General features: G+C 72.1%; 14 protein-coding genes. 10 read left to right on the plus strand and 4 right to left on the minus strand.

Features of this window, described 5'->3' with window-relative positions:
- Positions 1-167: 167 nt before the first annotated feature.
- Together K377_RS13350 and K377_RS13355 are read left to right on the plus strand one after the other, a co-directional pair.
- The gene (locus K377_RS13350) at positions 168-1,076 is read left to right on the plus strand and encodes a hypothetical protein (protein ID WP_111663508.1); all 909 of its coding nucleotides are present in this window, start codon (positions 168-170) and stop codon (positions 1,074-1,076) included.
- A gap of 145 nt (positions 1,077-1,221) precedes the next feature.
- Positions 1,222-2,598, plus strand: a complete 1,377-nt coding sequence (locus tag K377_RS13355; RefSeq protein WP_111663509.1) for a tannase/feruloyl esterase family alpha/beta hydrolase — start codon at positions 1,222-1,224, stop codon at positions 2,596-2,598.
- A 7-nt stretch (positions 2,599-2,605) separates the two neighbouring features.
- Here the strand turns inward: K377_RS13355 and K377_RS13360 are convergent, their stop codons facing one another.
- Entirely contained in the window at positions 2,606-2,788 is a 183-nt protein-coding gene (locus tag K377_RS13360) for a hypothetical protein (RefSeq protein WP_111663510.1), read from the minus strand.
- A gap of 167 nt (positions 2,789-2,955) precedes the next feature.
- Positions 2,956-3,993 carry an acyl-CoA desaturase gene (locus K377_RS13365; protein ID WP_111663511.1) on the minus strand — a complete coding sequence of 346 codons (1,038 nt, stop codon included), beginning with the start codon at positions 3,991-3,993 and terminating at the stop codon, positions 2,956-2,958.
- A 284-nt stretch (positions 3,994-4,277) separates the two neighbouring features.
- Here K377_RS13365 and K377_RS13370 point away from each other — a divergent pair, with 284 nt between their 5' ends.
- From K377_RS13370 to K377_RS13390, 5 genes are all read left to right on the plus strand, one after another.
- Positions 4,278-7,175 carry a DEAD/DEAH box helicase gene (locus K377_RS13370; RefSeq protein ID WP_111663512.1) on the plus strand — a complete coding sequence of 966 codons (2,898 nt, stop codon included), beginning with the start codon at positions 4,278-4,280 and terminating at the stop codon, positions 7,173-7,175.
- Entirely contained in the window at positions 7,172-8,488 is a 1,317-nt protein-coding gene (locus K377_RS13375) for an SWF or SNF family helicase (protein ID WP_111663513.1), read from the plus strand. The genes K377_RS13370 and K377_RS13375 overlap by 4 nt, the downstream gene beginning before the upstream one ends.
- Positions 8,489-8,645: 157 nt before the next feature.
- Positions 8,646-9,728 (plus strand): type III polyketide synthase, encoded by a 1,083-nt coding sequence (locus tag K377_RS13380; RefSeq protein ID WP_111663514.1) that lies wholly within the window; start codon positions 8,646-8,648, stop codon positions 9,726-9,728.
- 5 nt (positions 9,729-9,733) lie between these two features.
- A complete protein-coding gene (locus K377_RS13385; RefSeq protein WP_111663721.1) occupies positions 9,734-10,954 on the plus strand; it encodes a cytochrome P450 in 1,221 nt (406 codons plus the stop codon).
- Positions 10,951-11,514, plus strand: coding sequence for a cupin domain-containing protein (locus K377_RS13390; protein WP_111663515.1), 564 nt, complete (start codon positions 10,951-10,953; stop codon positions 11,512-11,514). Before K377_RS13385 ends, K377_RS13390 begins: the two co-directional genes overlap by 4 nt.
- A gap of 109 nt (positions 11,515-11,623) precedes the next feature.
- Here K377_RS13390 and K377_RS13395 read toward each other — a convergent pair whose 3' ends face one another.
- The gene (locus K377_RS13395) at positions 11,624-12,850 is read right to left on the minus strand and encodes an acyl-CoA dehydrogenase family protein (protein ID WP_111663516.1); all 1,227 of its coding nucleotides are present in this window, start codon (positions 12,848-12,850) and stop codon (positions 11,624-11,626) included.
- A 164-nt stretch (positions 12,851-13,014) separates the two neighbouring features.
- On the opposite strand from K377_RS13395, the gene K377_RS13400 reads away from it, so the two are divergent.
- A complete protein-coding gene (locus tag K377_RS13400; RefSeq protein WP_111663517.1) occupies positions 13,015-13,668 on the plus strand; it encodes a TetR family transcriptional regulator in 654 nt (217 codons plus the stop codon).
- A 25-nt stretch (positions 13,669-13,693) separates the two neighbouring features.
- Here K377_RS13400 and def read toward each other — a convergent pair whose 3' ends face one another.
- Complete coding sequence (gene def / locus K377_RS13405) at positions 13,694-14,257, minus strand: peptide deformylase (RefSeq protein WP_111663518.1); 564 nt, start codon at positions 14,255-14,257, stop codon at positions 13,694-13,696.
- A gap of 129 nt (positions 14,258-14,386) precedes the next feature.
- Here def and K377_RS13410 point away from each other — a divergent pair, with 129 nt between their 5' ends.
- Together K377_RS13410 and K377_RS13415 are read left to right on the plus strand one after the other, a co-directional pair.
- On the plus strand, positions 14,387-15,625 hold the full coding sequence (locus K377_RS13410; protein ID WP_111663519.1) for a MurT ligase domain-containing protein: 1,239 nt from the start codon (positions 14,387-14,389) through the stop codon (positions 15,623-15,625).
- Positions 15,626-15,663: 38 nt separating this feature from the next.
- Positions 15,664-16,398: a type 1 glutamine amidotransferase gene (locus K377_RS13415; protein ID WP_111663520.1), complete on the plus strand. Its 735-nt coding sequence runs from the start codon at positions 15,664-15,666 to the stop codon at positions 16,396-16,398.
- Positions 16,399-16,585: the final 187 nt, after the last annotated feature.

The raw sequence follows: 16,585 nt of genomic DNA on the forward strand, positions 1-16,585 counted from the left end.
ATGAGACACGTGAGGCACACAAAGCGCACACGTCTTGTCGACATGCCGTCCACCAGCCGCGTACACGTCCGTTCCGGCGACTGATTTTCCTGGTCATCGCCCCTGTACGACATCGTCCGCGACTGACTAAGGTCACGCCGACGGAACGAAGCTCAGGGGAGGCTGGCATGGCCGGGACGGACGACGCTGTCGCCACCGGGGACGACGCGCTGTACGTACTGACCGCGGTGCTGCTGACGCCCGCGAAGTTCCCCAGCGTGCTCGGCGACGACTACCCGGAGGCGTGCTCCGCGCTGGGGCTCGCGCCGCTGGCCGACGGGTACGGGCTGGTGCTCGGCCAGGACGGGGACGGCGCGCGTTGGACGGTCGTCGTCGACGACGTGTCCCTGGTCGCCGTCGCCATCGCGTCCTGGGACTGCGGCATGGAGTACGACCTCTCCCCCGACGAGAACAGCATGGTGTCGGCGCTGCCCGGCTGGCCGCTGGCGCTCGCGGTGTCGGCGCCGGGCGTTCCGGCGCCGCACGACCCCGCGCCCGACTCCGAGGCGGACGACGGGCCGCCGCTCACCCCGCCCGACACGGAGACGTGGGGGCCGGCTCAGCGGCGCCTGGGAGCGGACGAGATAGCCCTCCAGTGGGCCGAGTGGCGCGCACAGATCGACGACAGCCAGTTCGCCACAGAGGGAGCTGACGAAAGCACTGAAGGCACCGAGGTGACGGCGGACGCGGCGGGCGGCGACAAGCCCGCCGACGCGACGGACGACACCGCCGCGGCAGAATCCGACGACACGACCGCCCCGGACGAGCCCCATGCAGGCATCCGTCGCGTGTTGGCGGAGGTCCGTGCCTACGTGGACTCGCCGCCGCCACTGGGCCGCGTACGCTCGGCGTTCGCCTCCGGCGACGCCCGGACGCTGCGGGCCGACGGTCCCGGCTGGTCGATGGTGGCGCGGACGGACGACATCGCCTTCGTCCTCCTCGACGACGAACCGGGCGAAGTGCTTCCGGTCGGCCGGGGCGCCGAGCTGCCCGGCCTCCTCGAGGCGCTCGACAAGATGGCGGTGCGTCCGGTCTGAGCCGCCGCTGCCCCAGCGGTACGTCAGGTGTGAACCGTCGCTGCCACATAGGACGTTGACGCCCGATGTGGCCCCGCCCCATAGGTGCGCGCGTGCGGCGCGCCGACGATGAGGCCTCTTCATCCCCTCATGAGGAGGCCGTTCGATGCGTACGCCCAGAGCCGTTCCCCTGCTTGCCGCCGCTCTCGTGGTGCTGACCGCTTCCGGGTCGCACCTCGCGAGTGCGGCCACGCCCCAGGTCGCGCAGTGCGCACGGCAGGAGCACACGCGTGTGCCGGGCGCCGCCTTCCAGCAGCGGGCCTGTCTGGACGACCTGACCACGGCGGGCCTGGCGGGCACCGCGTACACCGACATGGCCGACCAGGCCGGGCTGACCGCCAAGGGCACCCTGAATCCTTCCGGCGTGCCGGGGATCCAGCTCGACGGCTACTTCCGCGACGGCTCGCACACGAACACCACGCACGGCTGGAACCACGACGCCCAGTTCGTGATCCGGCTGCCCGACCACTGGAACGGCGGCCTGGTGGTGACCGCCGCGCCGGGCAACCGCAAGCAGTACTCGACCGACACGGCCATCTCCGACCGCGTCCTCGCCCAGGGATACGCCTACGCCGCCACCGACAAAGGCAATACGGGGCCGGACTTCTACCGGGACGGTACGCGCGCCGGTGACGCAGTCGCCGAATGGAACGACCGCACCACTCAGCTCACGCGAGCAGCGAAAAAGGCCGTCGCCCTCCGCTACGGCCACTCCCCCCGGCGCACCTACATGACCGGCATCTCCAACGCGGGCTATCTCACGCGCTGGCAGTTGGAGAACCATCCCGAGCTGTACGACGGCGGCGTCGACTGGGAGGGCGTGTTGTGGACGGCGCACGGCCCCGGTCTGCTCACCTCGCTGCCGACCGCCGTGGCGTACGGCCGGGGGACGGCCGACGCGGACGACATGTACGCGGCCGGTTTCGCGCGAGGCTCCGAGTTCCTGTGGCCCTACCACCAGAAGGCGTACTGGGGGCTGACGCAGAAGGTGTACCGCGCCGCGTTCGACCCCGCGTACGACCCGGACTGTCCGGGGACCTCGGCCGGCTCGACGCTGGACCAGATCCTCGCGCCCTGCGCCTCCGACGCCTCCTACCGCTACACCGACCGCCCCGCGTCGGTCCGCCGGGCCGTCGAACGCGTGGCGCTGACCGGACGCGTCGGCAAGCCCCTGCTGACGCTCCAGGGCGACCTGGACACGCTGCTGCCGATCGCCACGGACGCCGACGTGTACGCGCGGATGACGGCCGCGCAGGGGCGCGAGCGGCTGCATCGCACGTACCGGATCCAGGACGGCACGCACACCGACGGCCTGTACGACACGTATCCGGACCGGCTGCGGCCGATCCTGCCGTGCTACCGGGACGCCTTCGACACGCTCACCACGTGGGTGGAGCACGGCACGAGGCCGCCCGCGGACCACACCGTGGCGCGGCCGGCGAGCGGTGACGTCGTCAACTCCTGCGACGTCGGTGCGTCGTAGGTCCGGCCTAGCGTCCTATCTCCCTGCGTGACACGCGGCGCAGCCGGCGCCGCTGTGACGGATCGAGCATCAGGTAGGCCGCGGTGGGCACGCCCAGCACGATGAGCAGGGCCGCCCACCAGGGCAGCCAGATCAGCAGGATGATCCCGGCCGCCACGCCTCCCACGGCGATCTTCGCGTTCCTCGACATGTGTCTGGCCTCCTTCGGGGCGGCTCGCCCTCGGATGGGTGGAGCGGGCTCGCCTCTGCTGTGAGAAACGGGCCCGCGTCGCCCACGGTTCCTGTGGACGACCCTGAGATGTCCCTGATCCCGCGCCCCGGGGCGCCCCTGGGCGGGGCGCCCTCCGCGGGGGCGTGTCAGATGTCGGCCCGCAGCGGCTCTCCCACTTCATACATGTGCCGCAGTGCCTGGCGGTAGGAGTCGATGAGACCGGTCTCCGTGAAGGGGACGCCGAGTTCCCGGCAGTGTGCCTTGACCATGGGCTGCGCGAGGCGCAAGTGCGGGCGGGGCATGCTGGGGAACAGATGGTGCTCGATCTGGTAGTTCAGGCCGCCGAGGAACCAGTCGGTCAGCGGGCCGCCCTTGATGTTGCGCGACGTGAGGACCTGGCGGCGCAGGTGCCCCCATTTGTCGCCGTCGGGGTCGGGCATCTCCATGCCCTTGTGGTTGGGCGCGAACGCCATGCCAAGGTGCAGTCCGAACAGTGCCTGGTGCAGCGCGGCGAAGGCGAGGGCGTGGCCGAGCGGCATCAGTGTCAGCAGCAGGGTGACGTAGCCGGCGACGTGGGCGACGAGGAGCGTGCCCTCCACCAGGCGCTCGCGGCCGCTCTGGCGGCGCAGGTCCTGGAAGCCGGACACCTTCAGGGCCAGGCCCTCCAGGAGCGTGAGCGGGAAGAAGAGCCAGGCCTGGTGGCGGGTGAGCCAGCCGCGGAAGCCGGTGCGCGTGGCGGCCTGTCCGCTGGTGAAGACGAGCACGTCGGCGGCGACGTCGGGGTCCTTGTCGATGTGGTTCGGGTTCGCGTGGTGCCGGTTGTGCTTCTGGTTCCACCAGGAGTAGCTCATGCCGAGCAGCAGATTGCCGTGGACGAGGCCGATGGCGCGGCTCACGGAGCGGTTCGCGGTGATCTGGGAGTGGCCCGCGTCGTGCCCGATGAACGCGGTGCGGGCGCCGAGTACCGCGAGGACGGGGGCGAGCGCCAGCACCCACCAGGAGGCGCCTATGAGTGCCACACCGGCCACCACGGCGGCGAGCGCGAGGGCGTTGCCCGCTATGACGCGCACGTACCAGCCCGTACGCCGGTCGAGCAGTCCCTGCCCTTTGACGTCCCTCAGCAGCGGGGTGAATTCGCTGCTCGTGTCGGGCGGGGACGGCGGTGCGGCGACGGCCAGCGACATGGCAGTTCTCCGGTCTGTGACGGGCGACGGCGTGGGGGCGGGCCGTGTGTCGGCCCGACCTCAACGAACGTACGGATCGGGCGCCTTGGGCAGCCATGGCGCCACCACCCGGCCTCCGAAGGGGGTTAGCCACACCCTTAGGGGTGGGGTGATTCAGGTCACGACCGGAGGGTGACCGTCCGCTCGGCGCCGGGGTGTAACCTCGGCGCCTCCAGAGCGGGTAGTCAAATTTGATGACCGGGACAATCGATGCAGAGATCGATTCTGATGAGTCCGAGCATCCGATGCCTTCGAGACGGAAGAACGAGGAAGCAGTCATCTCCGAGCACACGCATCCCGCGCCCACACCCGCCGAGACGGCGGAACTCGTGCGCTGCTGCGCCCTGTTCCTTCCCTCCGATCCGGCGCGTGCCTCGACCGTCGCCTTCTGGCGCCCCGACGGTGACGAGGTGCCCCTGCCGGCGGCGGGTTCCCGGGTCCGGGTGCCCCTGGTGCTGCCCGGCGAGGAGGTGACGGTGTCCGCCGTGGAGCTGCCGGTGCGAGTGGCGCTTCCCGTGCTCACGCGCGCGCGGGCGGCCGCGCACGCCGACCCGACGACGGCGTTCTGGGGCGCCGCCGCTCTGCTCGCAATGCAACTCGCCGCCCGGGGGCTGCTGTTGCCCGGACTGAGCGCCGAGGAGCACGACGCCTGGCGGTCCGGCCCGCTGGGCGCGGAGGATCTGGAACGGCTGCGCGAGCTGGCCGCCGCGATGCCACCACAGGCGCACGCTGTCCCGCTGGACGGACACGAGCCGCCCCGGCTGCACGCTCCGGAGCGGCTGCTGCGGGCCTTCCTGGACGCGGTGGCCGACACCCTGCCGCGCTCCCCCGCGGCGCAGGCGGCCACCGGGTCCGCCGTGTTCGCCGCGCGGGGTCCGCGCCGGGTGCCCGAGCTGCGTCCGTGGGCGGCGGACGTCGCGGCCGGGCACGACGCCGGGGTGCGGATCTCCCTGCGGGTGGAGGTGCTGGGCCTGGCGCCGGCCACCGAGGAGGAGACGCGGCCGTCCTTCCGGGCCGTGCCGCAGCTGCACAGCGTCGCCGACCCCACGCTGATGGCGGACGCGGCGGAGGTGTGGGCGGGCGACGGCCCGGCCGCGCGGGCCTTCGGCGCACGGGCCCGGATGGACGCGCTCCTGGCACTGCGGCGCGCCTCGCGCGCGTGGGCACCGCTCGCCCCGCTGCTGTCGGCCGCCGTCCCGGAAGCCGTCGAGCTGGCCGACGAGGAGGTCACAGACCTGCTCGGGGACGGGGCGCGGGCCCTGTCGGCGGCGGGTGTCGAGGTGCACTGGCCGAAGGAACTCGCCCGGAAGCTGACGGCACGCGCGGTGATCGGCCCCTCGGACGGGGACGGGGACGACCGGCTCACGTCGGGCGCGCCGTCGGTCCTGTCCGCCGACGCGCTGCTGGCGTTCGACTGGTGGTTCGCCCTCGGTGACCAGGAGTTGAGCAGGGCCGAGCTGGACGCACTCGCCGAGGCGAACCGGCCGGTGGTGCGGCTGCGCGACCAGTGGGTGCTGATCGATCCGGACGAGGCGCGGCGGGCCCGCGCCCACCAGGACCGCAAGGTCACCCCGGTCGACGCGCTGAGCGCCGTTCTGACGGGCTCGACGGAACTGGACGGCCGCCGGGTCGAGGTGCGCCCGACGGGCTGGCTGGAGGGGCTGCGGGACCGCCTCGCGGACCCCGAGGGGACGGACCCGGCCGAGCGGATCGAGCAGCCCGCCGCGCTGGCCGCCGAACTCCGCGACTACCAGCTGCGCGGCCTGAACTGGCTGGCCCGGATGACCTCGCTGGGCCTGGGCGCCTGTCTCGCCGACGACATGGGTCTCGGCAAGACGATCACGCTGATCGCGCTGCACCTGCACCGGCAGACCGGCGACGGGACCGCGGGCCCGACGCTGGTGGTCTGTCCGACCTCGCTGATGGGCAACTGGCAGCGCGAGATCGAGAAGTTCGCGCCGGGCGTCCCGGTCCGCCGGTACCACGGTGGACGCCGGTCCCTGGAGGACCTGGCGGACGGCGAGTTCGTCCTCACCACGTACGGGACCATGCGCCTCGACGCCGCCCGGCTGGCCGCCGCTTCGTGGGGGATGGTCGTCACCGACGAGGCCCAGCACGTCAAGAACCCCTTCTCGGCGACCGCGCGGGAGCTGCGCACCATCGGCGCACGCGCGCGTGTGGCGCTCACCGGCACGCCCGTGGAGAACAACCTCTCCGAGCTGTGGGCGATCCTGGACTGGACGACCCCCGGCCTGCTGGGCAGGCTCGGCACCTTCCGCACCCGGTACGCGCAGGCCGTCGAGGGCGGCAAGGATCCCGCGGCGGCCGAGCGGCTCTCCCGGCTGGTGCGGCCCTTCCTGCTGCGGCGCCGCAAGTCGGATCCGGGCATCGCGCCCGAGCTGCCGCCCAAGACCGAGACCGACCGGGCCGTGTCGCTGACCAAGGAGCAGACGGGTCTGTACGAGGCCGTGGTGCGCGAGACCCTGGCGGAGATCTCGGGCGCCGAGGGGTTCGAGCGGCGCGGTCTCGTCGTCAAACTGCTGACCGCTCTGAAGCAGATCTGCAACCACCCGGCGCAGTACCTCAAGGAGGACCGGCCGCGCATCGCGGGACGCTCCGGAAAGCTGGAGCTGCTGGACGAGCTCCTGGACACGATCCTGGCCGAGGGCGCGGGCGTGCTGGTCTTCACGCAGTACGTACAGATGGCCCGACTGGTGGAGCGGCACCTCACGGACCGGGGCATCACCAGCCAGTTCCTGCACGGCGGCACCCCTGTCGCGCGGCGCGAGGACATGGTGCGGCGCTTCCAGGACGGAGAGGTGCCCGTCTTCTTGCTCTCTCTGAAGGCGGCCGGTACCGGTCTCAATCTCACGCGAGCGGAACACGTCGTGCACTACGACCGCTGGTGGAACCCGGCCGTCGAGGCGCAGGCCACCGACCGCGCGTACCGGATCGGGCAGACGCGCCCCGTCCAGGTGCACCGGCTGATCACGGAGGGCACGATCGAGGACCGCATCGCCGAGATGCTCGTCCGCAAGCGGGAGCTGGCGGACGCCGTGCTGGGGGCGGGCGAGGCGGCCCTCACCGAGCTCAGCGACGCCGAACTGGCCGATCTGGTCGAGCTGCGAGGGGGATCGCGATGAGTGACCTGTACGACGACCAGGACGCGTTCGGCGAGGGCCGCGAGGCCGGCGATGCCCAGGAGCGCGTCTTCGCCGCTCTGCCGCCCGCCCAGGGCAGGGGCTTCGCCGCGACCTGGTGGGGTCAGGCGTGGCTGAAGGCCCTGGAGGACACGGCCCTCGACCTCTCCCAGCTCAAGGCGGGCCGCAGGCTGGCACGGGCCGGGGCGGTCGGTGCGGTGTCGGTACGGCCGGGGCGGATCACCGCCGTCGTACGGGACCGCGGCGGCGCGCTGCACCGCTCCGACGTGCTGCTGCACCAGCTGGACGGCGACGACTGGGACCGCCTCCTGGGCATGGCCGTCGAACGGTCGGGGCACATCGCCGCACTCCTCGACCGTGAGATGCCGCCGCACCTGGTGGAGGACGCGGCGGCGGCCGGTGTGGAACTCCTGCCGGGGATCGGCGACCTGGAGCCGCGGTGCGACTGTGACGCGTGGGACCACTGCGCGCACACGTCCGCGCTGAGCTATCAGGTGGCACGACTGCTCGACCAGGATCCTTTCGTGCTGCTTCTGCTGCGCGGGCGGGACGAGCGGTCCCTGCTCGACGAGCTCCAGGTGCGCAGCGCGGCGGCCGCCGCGCCCGCGCCGGCCGAGCGGGAGAGCGGAGAGCCCGGGGGCGTGGACGCCGCCGATGCCTACGCGTCGGCGATCGTCCTGCCGCCGCTGCCCCCGCCGCCGCTCCTGCCGGCCGAGCCCGGGCTGCCGCCGGTCCTGGACACCGAGACGGCGCCGCCCGGGGACACGGACGTCGACGCGCTGGAGTTCCTGGGCGCGCAGGCCGCCGCCGAGGCCCACCGGCTGCTGTCCGACGCGCTCACCACCGGTCATCCGCAGCGACCCGTCGCGGAGGAGTTGTCGCCGTCCGCCGATGCCGCGCGGCTCGCCGCGGCGGCGCCGCCGGAGCACGTCGCCGTACGGCTCGCGCGCGCGTCGGGCCGGGACCGGGAAGGTCTCGCGCTGGCCGCCCGCGCCTGGGAGCACGGGGGCGTCGCCGCTCTGGCCGTCCTGGAGGACGCATGGACTCCCGACGCCCGAAGTGCGGCACGCGCGCGTGCCGCACTCGAAGCGGCCTGGGAGGAGGACGAGCGGCCGGTCCTCAAGGGCGCGCGCGGGCGCTGGACGCTCTCGGACGGCGCCACCCAGCTGCGGCTCGGCCGCGACGGCCGCTGGTGGCCGTACCGCAAGGAACGGGGGCGCTGGGCCCCCGCGGGTCCCGCCGCGTCCGATCCGGCGGCCGCGCTCGTCACCGCGCTGGGCACCGGCCAGGCCTAGAGAAAACGGCCACGAGGCCGGGCCACGGTCACTCGCCGCGCGACCGGCATGGAGTAGTCCGACGGGACGAACGGCGCCCGGCGGGTGATCGTGGGTGGACCTCCCCGTGACGGGGAGGCCACTCTTCAGCCGGGGGGCGACCAGAAGGCGCAGGCTCATGGCCACTTTGTGCAGACCCGCTGTCTCCGTGCCCGAACACGTCATCACCATGGAAGAGACGCTCGCTCTGGCACGCTCCCACCACGCCGACCACCCTCAACTCCCGCTGGCGCTCCGCCTGATCGAGAACACGGGCGTGCAGACGCGACACCTCGTGCAGCCCATCGAGGAGACCCTGAAGCACCCGGGGTTCGAGGACCGCAACGCGCTCTACCAGGCGGAGGCCAAGGCCCGGGTGCCCGCGGTGGTGCGGCGGGCACTGGACGACGCGCAGCTCAGGGCCGCCGACATCGACGTGATCATCTACGTGTCCTGCACGGGCTTCATGATGCCGTCGCTGACCGCGTGGCTGATCAACGAGATGGACTTCTCCAGCGACACCCGCCAGATACCCATCGCCCAGCTGGGCTGCGCGGCGGGCGGCGCCGCGGTGAACCGGGCGCACGACTTCTGCACGGCCTATCCGGACGCGAACGCGCTGATCGTGGCCTGCGAGTTCTGCTCCCTGTGCTACCAGCCGACGGATCTGGGCATCGGCTCGCTGCTGTCGAACGGGCTCTTCGGCGACGGTGTCGCGGCCGCCGTGGTGCGCGGTCGCGGCGGAACCGGCATCACCCTGGAGCGCAACGGCTCGTACCTCATCCCGAAGACCGAGGACTGGATCGCGTACGACGTCCGCGCCACCGGGTTCCACTTCCTGCTCGACAAGCGGGTGCCCACCACGATGGAACCGCTCGCTCCGGCGCTCCACAAGCTGGCGGGCCTGCACGGCTGGAACGCGTCTGAGCTGGACTTCTACATCATTCACGCGGGCGGGCCGCGCATCCTGGACGACCTCAGCAAGTTCCTCCAGGTCCCGCCGAACGCGTTCCGCTTCAGCCGGGCCACGCTCACGGAGTACGGGAACATCGCCAGTGCCGTGGTCCTGGACGCGCTGCGCCGGCTCTTCGACGAGGGCGGCGCGCACGACACGGCCCGCGGGATGCTCGCCGGGTTCGGCCCCGGGATCACCGCGGAGATGTCGCTGGGCCGCTGGAGCCGCGCGGACGACCGTCAGCCGCTCGTGGAGGCCGTCGTATGACCGATGTGACCGAGGAGACCACCACCAGGCCGCCGGTCCGTCCGTGGCCGTCCCTGGACCTGCACGGGGTCGACTTCGACCCGGTGCTGGCCGAGCTGATGGCCGAGGGCCCGGTGACCCGGATCCGGCTGCCCAACGGCGAGGGCTGGGCCTGGCTGGTCACGCGCTACGACGACGTGCGCACGGTGACCAACGATTCGCGCTTCAGCCGTGAGGCCGTCGTGGGGCGCCAAGTCACCCGTCTCGCCCCGCACTTCATCCCGCAGGCGGGAGCCGTGGGCTTCGCCGATCCGCCCGACCACACGCGGCTGAGGCGGGCCGTGGCGGCGGCGTTCACGGCGCGCGGTGTGGAACGGCTGCGCACGCGCGCGCAGGAGATGCTCGACGAACTGGTGGACGGCCTGCTGCGCGACGGCCCGCCCGCCGATCTCACCGAGCGGCTGCTGGCCCCCTTCCCGATCGCCGTCATCTGCGAGCTGATGGGCGTGCCCGCGGCCGACCGGCAGCTGATGCACACCTGGACGCAGCTGATCCTGTCGTCGGCGCACGGGGCCGAGGTCAGTGAGCGCGCCAAGAACGAGATGTCGGCCTACTTCGCCCGGCTGATCCGCTCGCGCGACGACGGCACCGGCGAGGACGTCACCTCCCTGCTGGGCACGGCGGTCGGGGCGGGCGAGCTGACGGAGGACGAGGCGGTCGGGCTCGCGGTCCTGGTGCAGATCGGCGGCGAGGCCGTGACGAACAACTGCGGCAACATGGTCTACATCCTGCTCACGCGACCCGATCTCGCCGCGCGGCTGCGCGCCGAGCCGGAGCTGCGGCCCCGGGCCATCGACGAACTGCTGCGCTACATCCCGCACCGCAGCGCCGTCGGCCTGTCCCGGATCGCCCTGGAGGACGTCGACGTGGCGGGGGTGCGCATCTGTGAGGGCGACCCGGTCTACGTGTCCTACTTGGCGGCCAATCGCGATCCGGACGTCTTCCCCGACCCGGACCGCATCGACTTCGACCGCGCGGCGAACCCGCACGTCTCCTTCGGCTTCGGACCGCACTACTGCGTGGGCGGCATGCTGGCGAAGCTGGAGTCGGAGCTGCTGGTGGGGGCGTTGCTCGACCGCTTCCCCGGGCTGCGGCTCGACGTGCCGCCGGAGCAGGTTCCGTTCCGCAAGGGCGCGCTGATCCGCGGCCCCGAGTCCGTTCCGGTGACCTGGTCGGCGGCCGGATGACGGCGCTGACACCCTCGGAGGGGCTGCTGGTGCCGCCGGGACACGGCCGGACCGTGCAGACGGCGGCCCAGCAGGTCACCTTCAAGGTCACCGGGGACCATTCGAGCATCGCGTCCAGTTTCGAGGTCGTGGTGCCGCCGGGCTTCGACGTCGGGGCCCATGTGCACACGCGGAGCGAGGAGTTGTTCTACGTCCTCGAAGGGGAGCTGGACGTGCTCGCCTTCGAGCCGCGGGTGCGCACTCCCGACAACTGGCGGCGCTGGCAGTCACCTTCGGGCAACAAGGTGGTGCGGGCGACACCGGGCACGGTGATCGTGGTGCCGCCCGGCTGCCCGCACGCGTTCGCCAATCCGACGGACACGCCGGCGAAGATGTTCTTCCAGGCCTCTCCCCCGCCGGACCACGAGCGCTACTTCGAGGAACTGCTGGAGATCCTCTCGGCGGGCGGTCCGCCCGACCACGCGGCGATCGCCGACCTCCGCGCGCGCTACGACATCGAACAGCTGACGCCGCTGCGCCATGGTGGGCACCTCGACGAGAAGGCCGGCAGGAGGAGTTGAGGCCGGTGTTGTCGGCGGCCTCCGGACGGCGCTGACCGGGCCCGCACGATGACGTCCGCCACAGTGAACGTCTCGTGCGGGGCGCCGGCCGAACCGTGAGCCCTGGGGGCTAGCGGATGGGCATGCCGGACAGGGTGCGGGCGATGACCAGGCGCTGGATCTCGCTCGTGCCCTCGAAGATCGTGTAGATCGCCGCGTCGCGGTGCATGCGCTCGACGGGGTACTCACGCGTGAAGCCGTTGCCGCCGAGGATCTGGACGGCCTGGGCGGTGACCTTCTTGGCGGTCTCGCTCGCGAACAGCTTGGACATGGAGCCCTCGGCGTTCTCGAACTTCTTGCCGGTGGTCGCCATCCAGGAGGCGCGCCACACCAGGAGGCGCGCGGCGTCGATCGAGGTGCGCATGTCGGCCAGCTGGAACGCGACGCCCTGGTTGTCGATGATCGGGCGGCCGAACTGCTCGCGCGTCTTGGCGTACTCCAGCGCCTCCTCGTAGGCGGCGCGGGCGGTGCCGACCGCCATCGCACCGACGGCCGGGCGGGAGGCCTCGAAGGTCGCCATGGCGGCGTTCTTCACGCGCTCGCCGCCCTTCTGGGCCTTCTCGCGCGAGCGGGCCAGACGCTCGTCCAGCTTGTCCTTGCCGCCGAGCAGGCAGGAGCCGGGGATCCGCACGTTCTCCAGGACGACCTCGGCGGTGTGCGAGGCGCGGATGCCGTGCTTCTTGAACTTCTGGCCCTGGGACAGGCCCGGCGTGTTCGGCGGCACGATGAAGGACGCGTGGCCCTTGGAGCCGAGCGCGGGGTCGACGGAGGCGACGACCACGTGGACGTTGGCTATGCCGCCGTTGGTCGCCCACGTCTTGGTGCCGTTGAGCACCCACTCGTCCTTGGCCTCGTCGTAGACGGCACGCGTGCGCATGGCGGCGACGTCCGATCCGGCGTCCGGCTCGGAGGAGCAGAAAGCGGCCACCTTCACGTCGTTCACATCGCCGTACATCTGCGGGATCCAGGTGCCGATCTGCTCCTCGGTACCGTTGGCGAGGACGCCGACCGCGGCGAGGCCCGTGCCGACGATCGACAGCGCGATGCCCGCATCGCCCCAGAACAGCTCCTCCATGGCCATCGGGATGCCGAGGCCGCTCGGGTCGAAGAACTGCTGCGCGTAGAAGTCGAGGGAGTAGATTCCGAGCTTGGCCGCTTCCTGGATGACCGGCCAGGGGGTTTCCTCGCGCTCGTCCCACTCGGCGGCCGCGGGGCGGATCACATCGGCGGCGAAGCCGTGAAGCCAGTCACGGACTTCCTTCTGCTCGTCGTTGAGATCCATCGTGAACTCGGCCATGACCCCTCCAGGGCTTGCGTGCACTGCATATGTTACTTGCGGTAACGAGAGTCTGTTACTCGCCAGTAGATCGTGTCAACCTCCGAGCGAGCGTTCGATCCCGAAGTGGGGGCGGGTGTTACCTTTCGCGTGCGTCAAGCAATCGCACGGGCGGGGAGAGCGTCATGGAGACCAAGCAACGGACGGACCAGCGCGCGGAGCAGCAGACCGCCGCCGAGCGCCGGCGGCGCGAGCTGCTGGAGGCCGCGGACCGCGTGGTGCTCCGGGACGGTCCCGGCGCCTCGATGAACGCCATCGCCGCGGAGGCCGGGATCACCAAGCCGATCCTGTACCGGCACTTCGGCGACAAGGGCGGACTGTACGCGGCGCTGGCCAAGCGGCACACGGACGCCCTGCTGGCCTCGCTCCGGGCCGCCCTGGACGCCCCCGCGGAGCGCCGCGAGCGGGTCGAGGCCACGCTCGACACCTACCTCGCGGCGATCGAGGCGAGGCCGCAGGTCTACCGCTTCCTGATGCATCCGGCGGAGGGCGCCCCCGTCGAGGCGGGGTTCGACGTCGGGCGGCACTCCGCACCGCTGCTGCGCCGGATGGGCGAGGAACTGGCCGAGGTCATCGAGGAGCGGGTCGACCTCGGACCCGGGAGCCAGCAGCTCGCGCGCGTGTGGGGACACGGGATCGTCGGCATGATGCACGCCGCCGGTGACTGGTGGCTCGGCGAACGGCCGTGCTCGCGGGCCGAGTTGGTGCGGGGGCTCGCCGATCTGCTGTGGGGGCGGCTCGCCGCCGCGGGCGACAAGGCGGGCGGGCCCGGATTCTGACCCGGCACGGCTTCGCGCCACAGCCCTAGCGGGGCGCCTTCGCCCACGGCGCCTTCGCCCACGGCGCCTTCGCCGCCTGCCTCAGGACGCGGCGGCGGCGCCAGCCCGTGACGCGGTCCGCGTAGATGCGGCCCTCCAGGTGGTCGCACTCGTGCTGAAGGCACCGGGCGAACCAGCCCGTGCCGTGGACCACCACCGGCTCCCCCTTCAGGTTCTGGCCCTCCACGCGCGCGTGGTCGAAGCGCGGGGTGCCCGCCTCCAGGCCCGGCAGGGACAGACAGCCCTCGGGCCCGCGGATCACCACGCCGTCCGCCTCGACCAGGCGCGGGTTCACGAGGTACCCGACATGGCGGACATCGTCGTCGTCCTCGCAGTCGTACACGAAGACGCGCAGCGATTCACCGATCTGGTTCGCGGCGAGGCCGACGCCCTCGGCCGCGTACATTGTCGCGTACATGTCCTCGACGAGGCGTGCGAGGGACGGCCCGAAGTCCGTCACCTCCTCGCACGGGCGGTGCAGCACAAGATCACCGAGCAGGGTCAGGGGTCGTACGCGCCCGGAGGCGCCCGGTACAGAGCCGTGTCGCATGAGCGCAAGGGTACGGTCGAGCGGTACCCCGAGCCGCAGTTCGGGCTTGTCAGGGGATCTCGATAGGCTGGGCCAGGAAAGCGATGCCGGGGGCAGGCGCGGCGCCGTACGCAAGGAGGACCCAAGAAGATGGCAGGCAACTCGGAGTCGATGACTCCGCGGGCCAAGCTCGCCGTGACGGCGGGCAAGGCCGCAGCGGCGGTGTCGCGCGCGGCAGGCCGCGGCAGCGGTTCGGTGATCGGCGGCAAGGTCGCGCTCAGGCTCGACCCCGAGCTGCTCGGACGGCTCGCCCAGCACCTGGACACGGTGCTCGTCTCGGCCACCAACGGCAAGACGACCACCACCCGCCTCATCGCTGAGGCCCTGCGCGCCAGCGGCGAGGTCGTGTCGAACGCGCTGGGCGCGAACATGCCTGCCGGAATCACCTCCGCGCTGGCCGGTGGCTCCGACGCCAAGTTCGGCGTCATCGAGGTCGACGAGAAGTACCTCGCCGGGGTCGCCCGTGACGTGACCCCCAAGGCGATCGCGCTGCTCAACCTCTCGCGCGACCAGCTCGACCGCGCCGCCGAGACCCGCATGCTCGCCGAGAAGTGGCGTGAGGGGCTGGCCGGTTCGAAGGCCATCATCGTCGCGAACTCCGACGACCCGCTGGTCGTCTGGGCCGCGTCCTCCTCGCCGAACGTCGTGTGGGTCGCCGCGGGCCAGGAGTGGAAGGACGACGCCTGGTCCTGCCCCGCCTGCGGTGGTGTGATGCAGCGTCCCGGCGACGACTGGTTCTGCGGCGAGTGCGGTTTCCGCCGCCCGACGGCGAGCTGGGCGCTCCAGGGCGACTACGTCCTGGACCCGCACGGCTCCGCCTGGCCGATCCACCTCCAGCTGCCGGGCCGGGCCAACAAGGCGAACGCGGCCACCTCCGCGGCCGTCGCCGCCTGCTTCGGCGTCCCGCCGCAGGTCGCCCTGGAGCGGATGTACCAGGTGCAGGCCGTCGCCGGCCGCTACGACGTCGTGCAGTTCCAGGGCCGCGACCTGCGGCTGCTGCTCGCCAAGAACCCGGCGGGCTGGCTCGAAACGTTCACTCTGATCGACCCGCCGCCCACCCCGGTGATCCTTTCGGTGAACGCGCGGGGTGCGGACGGCACCGACACCTCCTGGCTGTGGGACGTCGACTACACCCGTCTGGCCGGGCACCCGATCGCCGTCATCGGCGACCGCAAGCTGGACCTCGCGGTGCGTCTGGAGGTGGCCGGCCTGCAGTTCCAGGTCTGCGACACGATCGATCAGGCCGTGCAGGCGTCGCCGCCCGGACGGATCGAGCTGATCGCCAACTACACCGCGTTCCAGGACGTCCGTCGCCGCGTCGGCAACTGACCCCGGCCGACCACGAGAGCCAGCGAAGGATCATGAGCATGAGTGACAGCAGCCTGCGTCTCGTGTGGGTCTACCCCGACCTGCTCAGCACGTACGGAGACCAGGGCAACGCCCTGGTGGTGGAGCGCCGGGCCAACCAGCGCCGCCTCCAGGTCGAGCGGGCCGACGTCCGCAGCGACCAGCCGGTGCCGACCTCCGGCGACATCTATCTGATCGGCGGCGGCGAGGACCGGCCGCAGCGGCTGGCCGCGGAGCGGCTGCGCCGTGACGGCGGCCTGCAGCGCGCGGTGGCCAACGGCGCCATCGTGTTCTCGGTGTGCGCCGGGTACCAGATCCTCGGCCACGAGTTCATCAACGACCTCGGCGAGCGCGAGCCGGGCCTCGGTCTGCTCGACGTCGTCTCGACGCGCGGCGAGGGCGAGCGGTGCGTCGGTGACGTCCTGGGCGACATCGACCCGCAGCTGGGGCTGCCGCCGCTGACCGGGTTCGAGAACCACCAGGGCATCACGCACCTGGGCCCGTCGGCCCGGCCGTTCGCCCGCACCCGCATCGGCAAGGGCAACGGCACGGGGGACGGCACCGAGGGCGCCTTCAACGACACGGTGTTCGGCACGTACATGCACGGGCCCGTGCTCGCGCGGAACCCGCAGATCGCCGACCTGCTGCTGAAGCTGGCGCTGGATGTCAACGCGCTGCCGCCCGTCGACGACCGGTGGTACGAGGCGCTCCGCAATGAGCGGATCGCTTCTGCGACGGCTGCGCAGCCCGCCTGACCGTCCGGTCTCTTCTGCCGCCGGCGGACACGGTCCCGCGCCCCTGAAGGGCGCTTCCGCGCCCATATGAGCGGGGCTGTCCACCTGGCGGACGCCCCATACGGGCGGCACCCCGGGCGCCGCTAAGGTACGGGCATTCCCGCCGGACGACGTGGTCCGGTCATCGGGCCACGTTTGCAAAGGTATT

It is taken from the genome of Streptomyces sp. PsTaAH-137 (assembly GCF_003259365.1).
Lineage (GTDB): Bacteria > Actinomycetota > Actinomycetes > Streptomycetales > Streptomycetaceae > Streptomyces.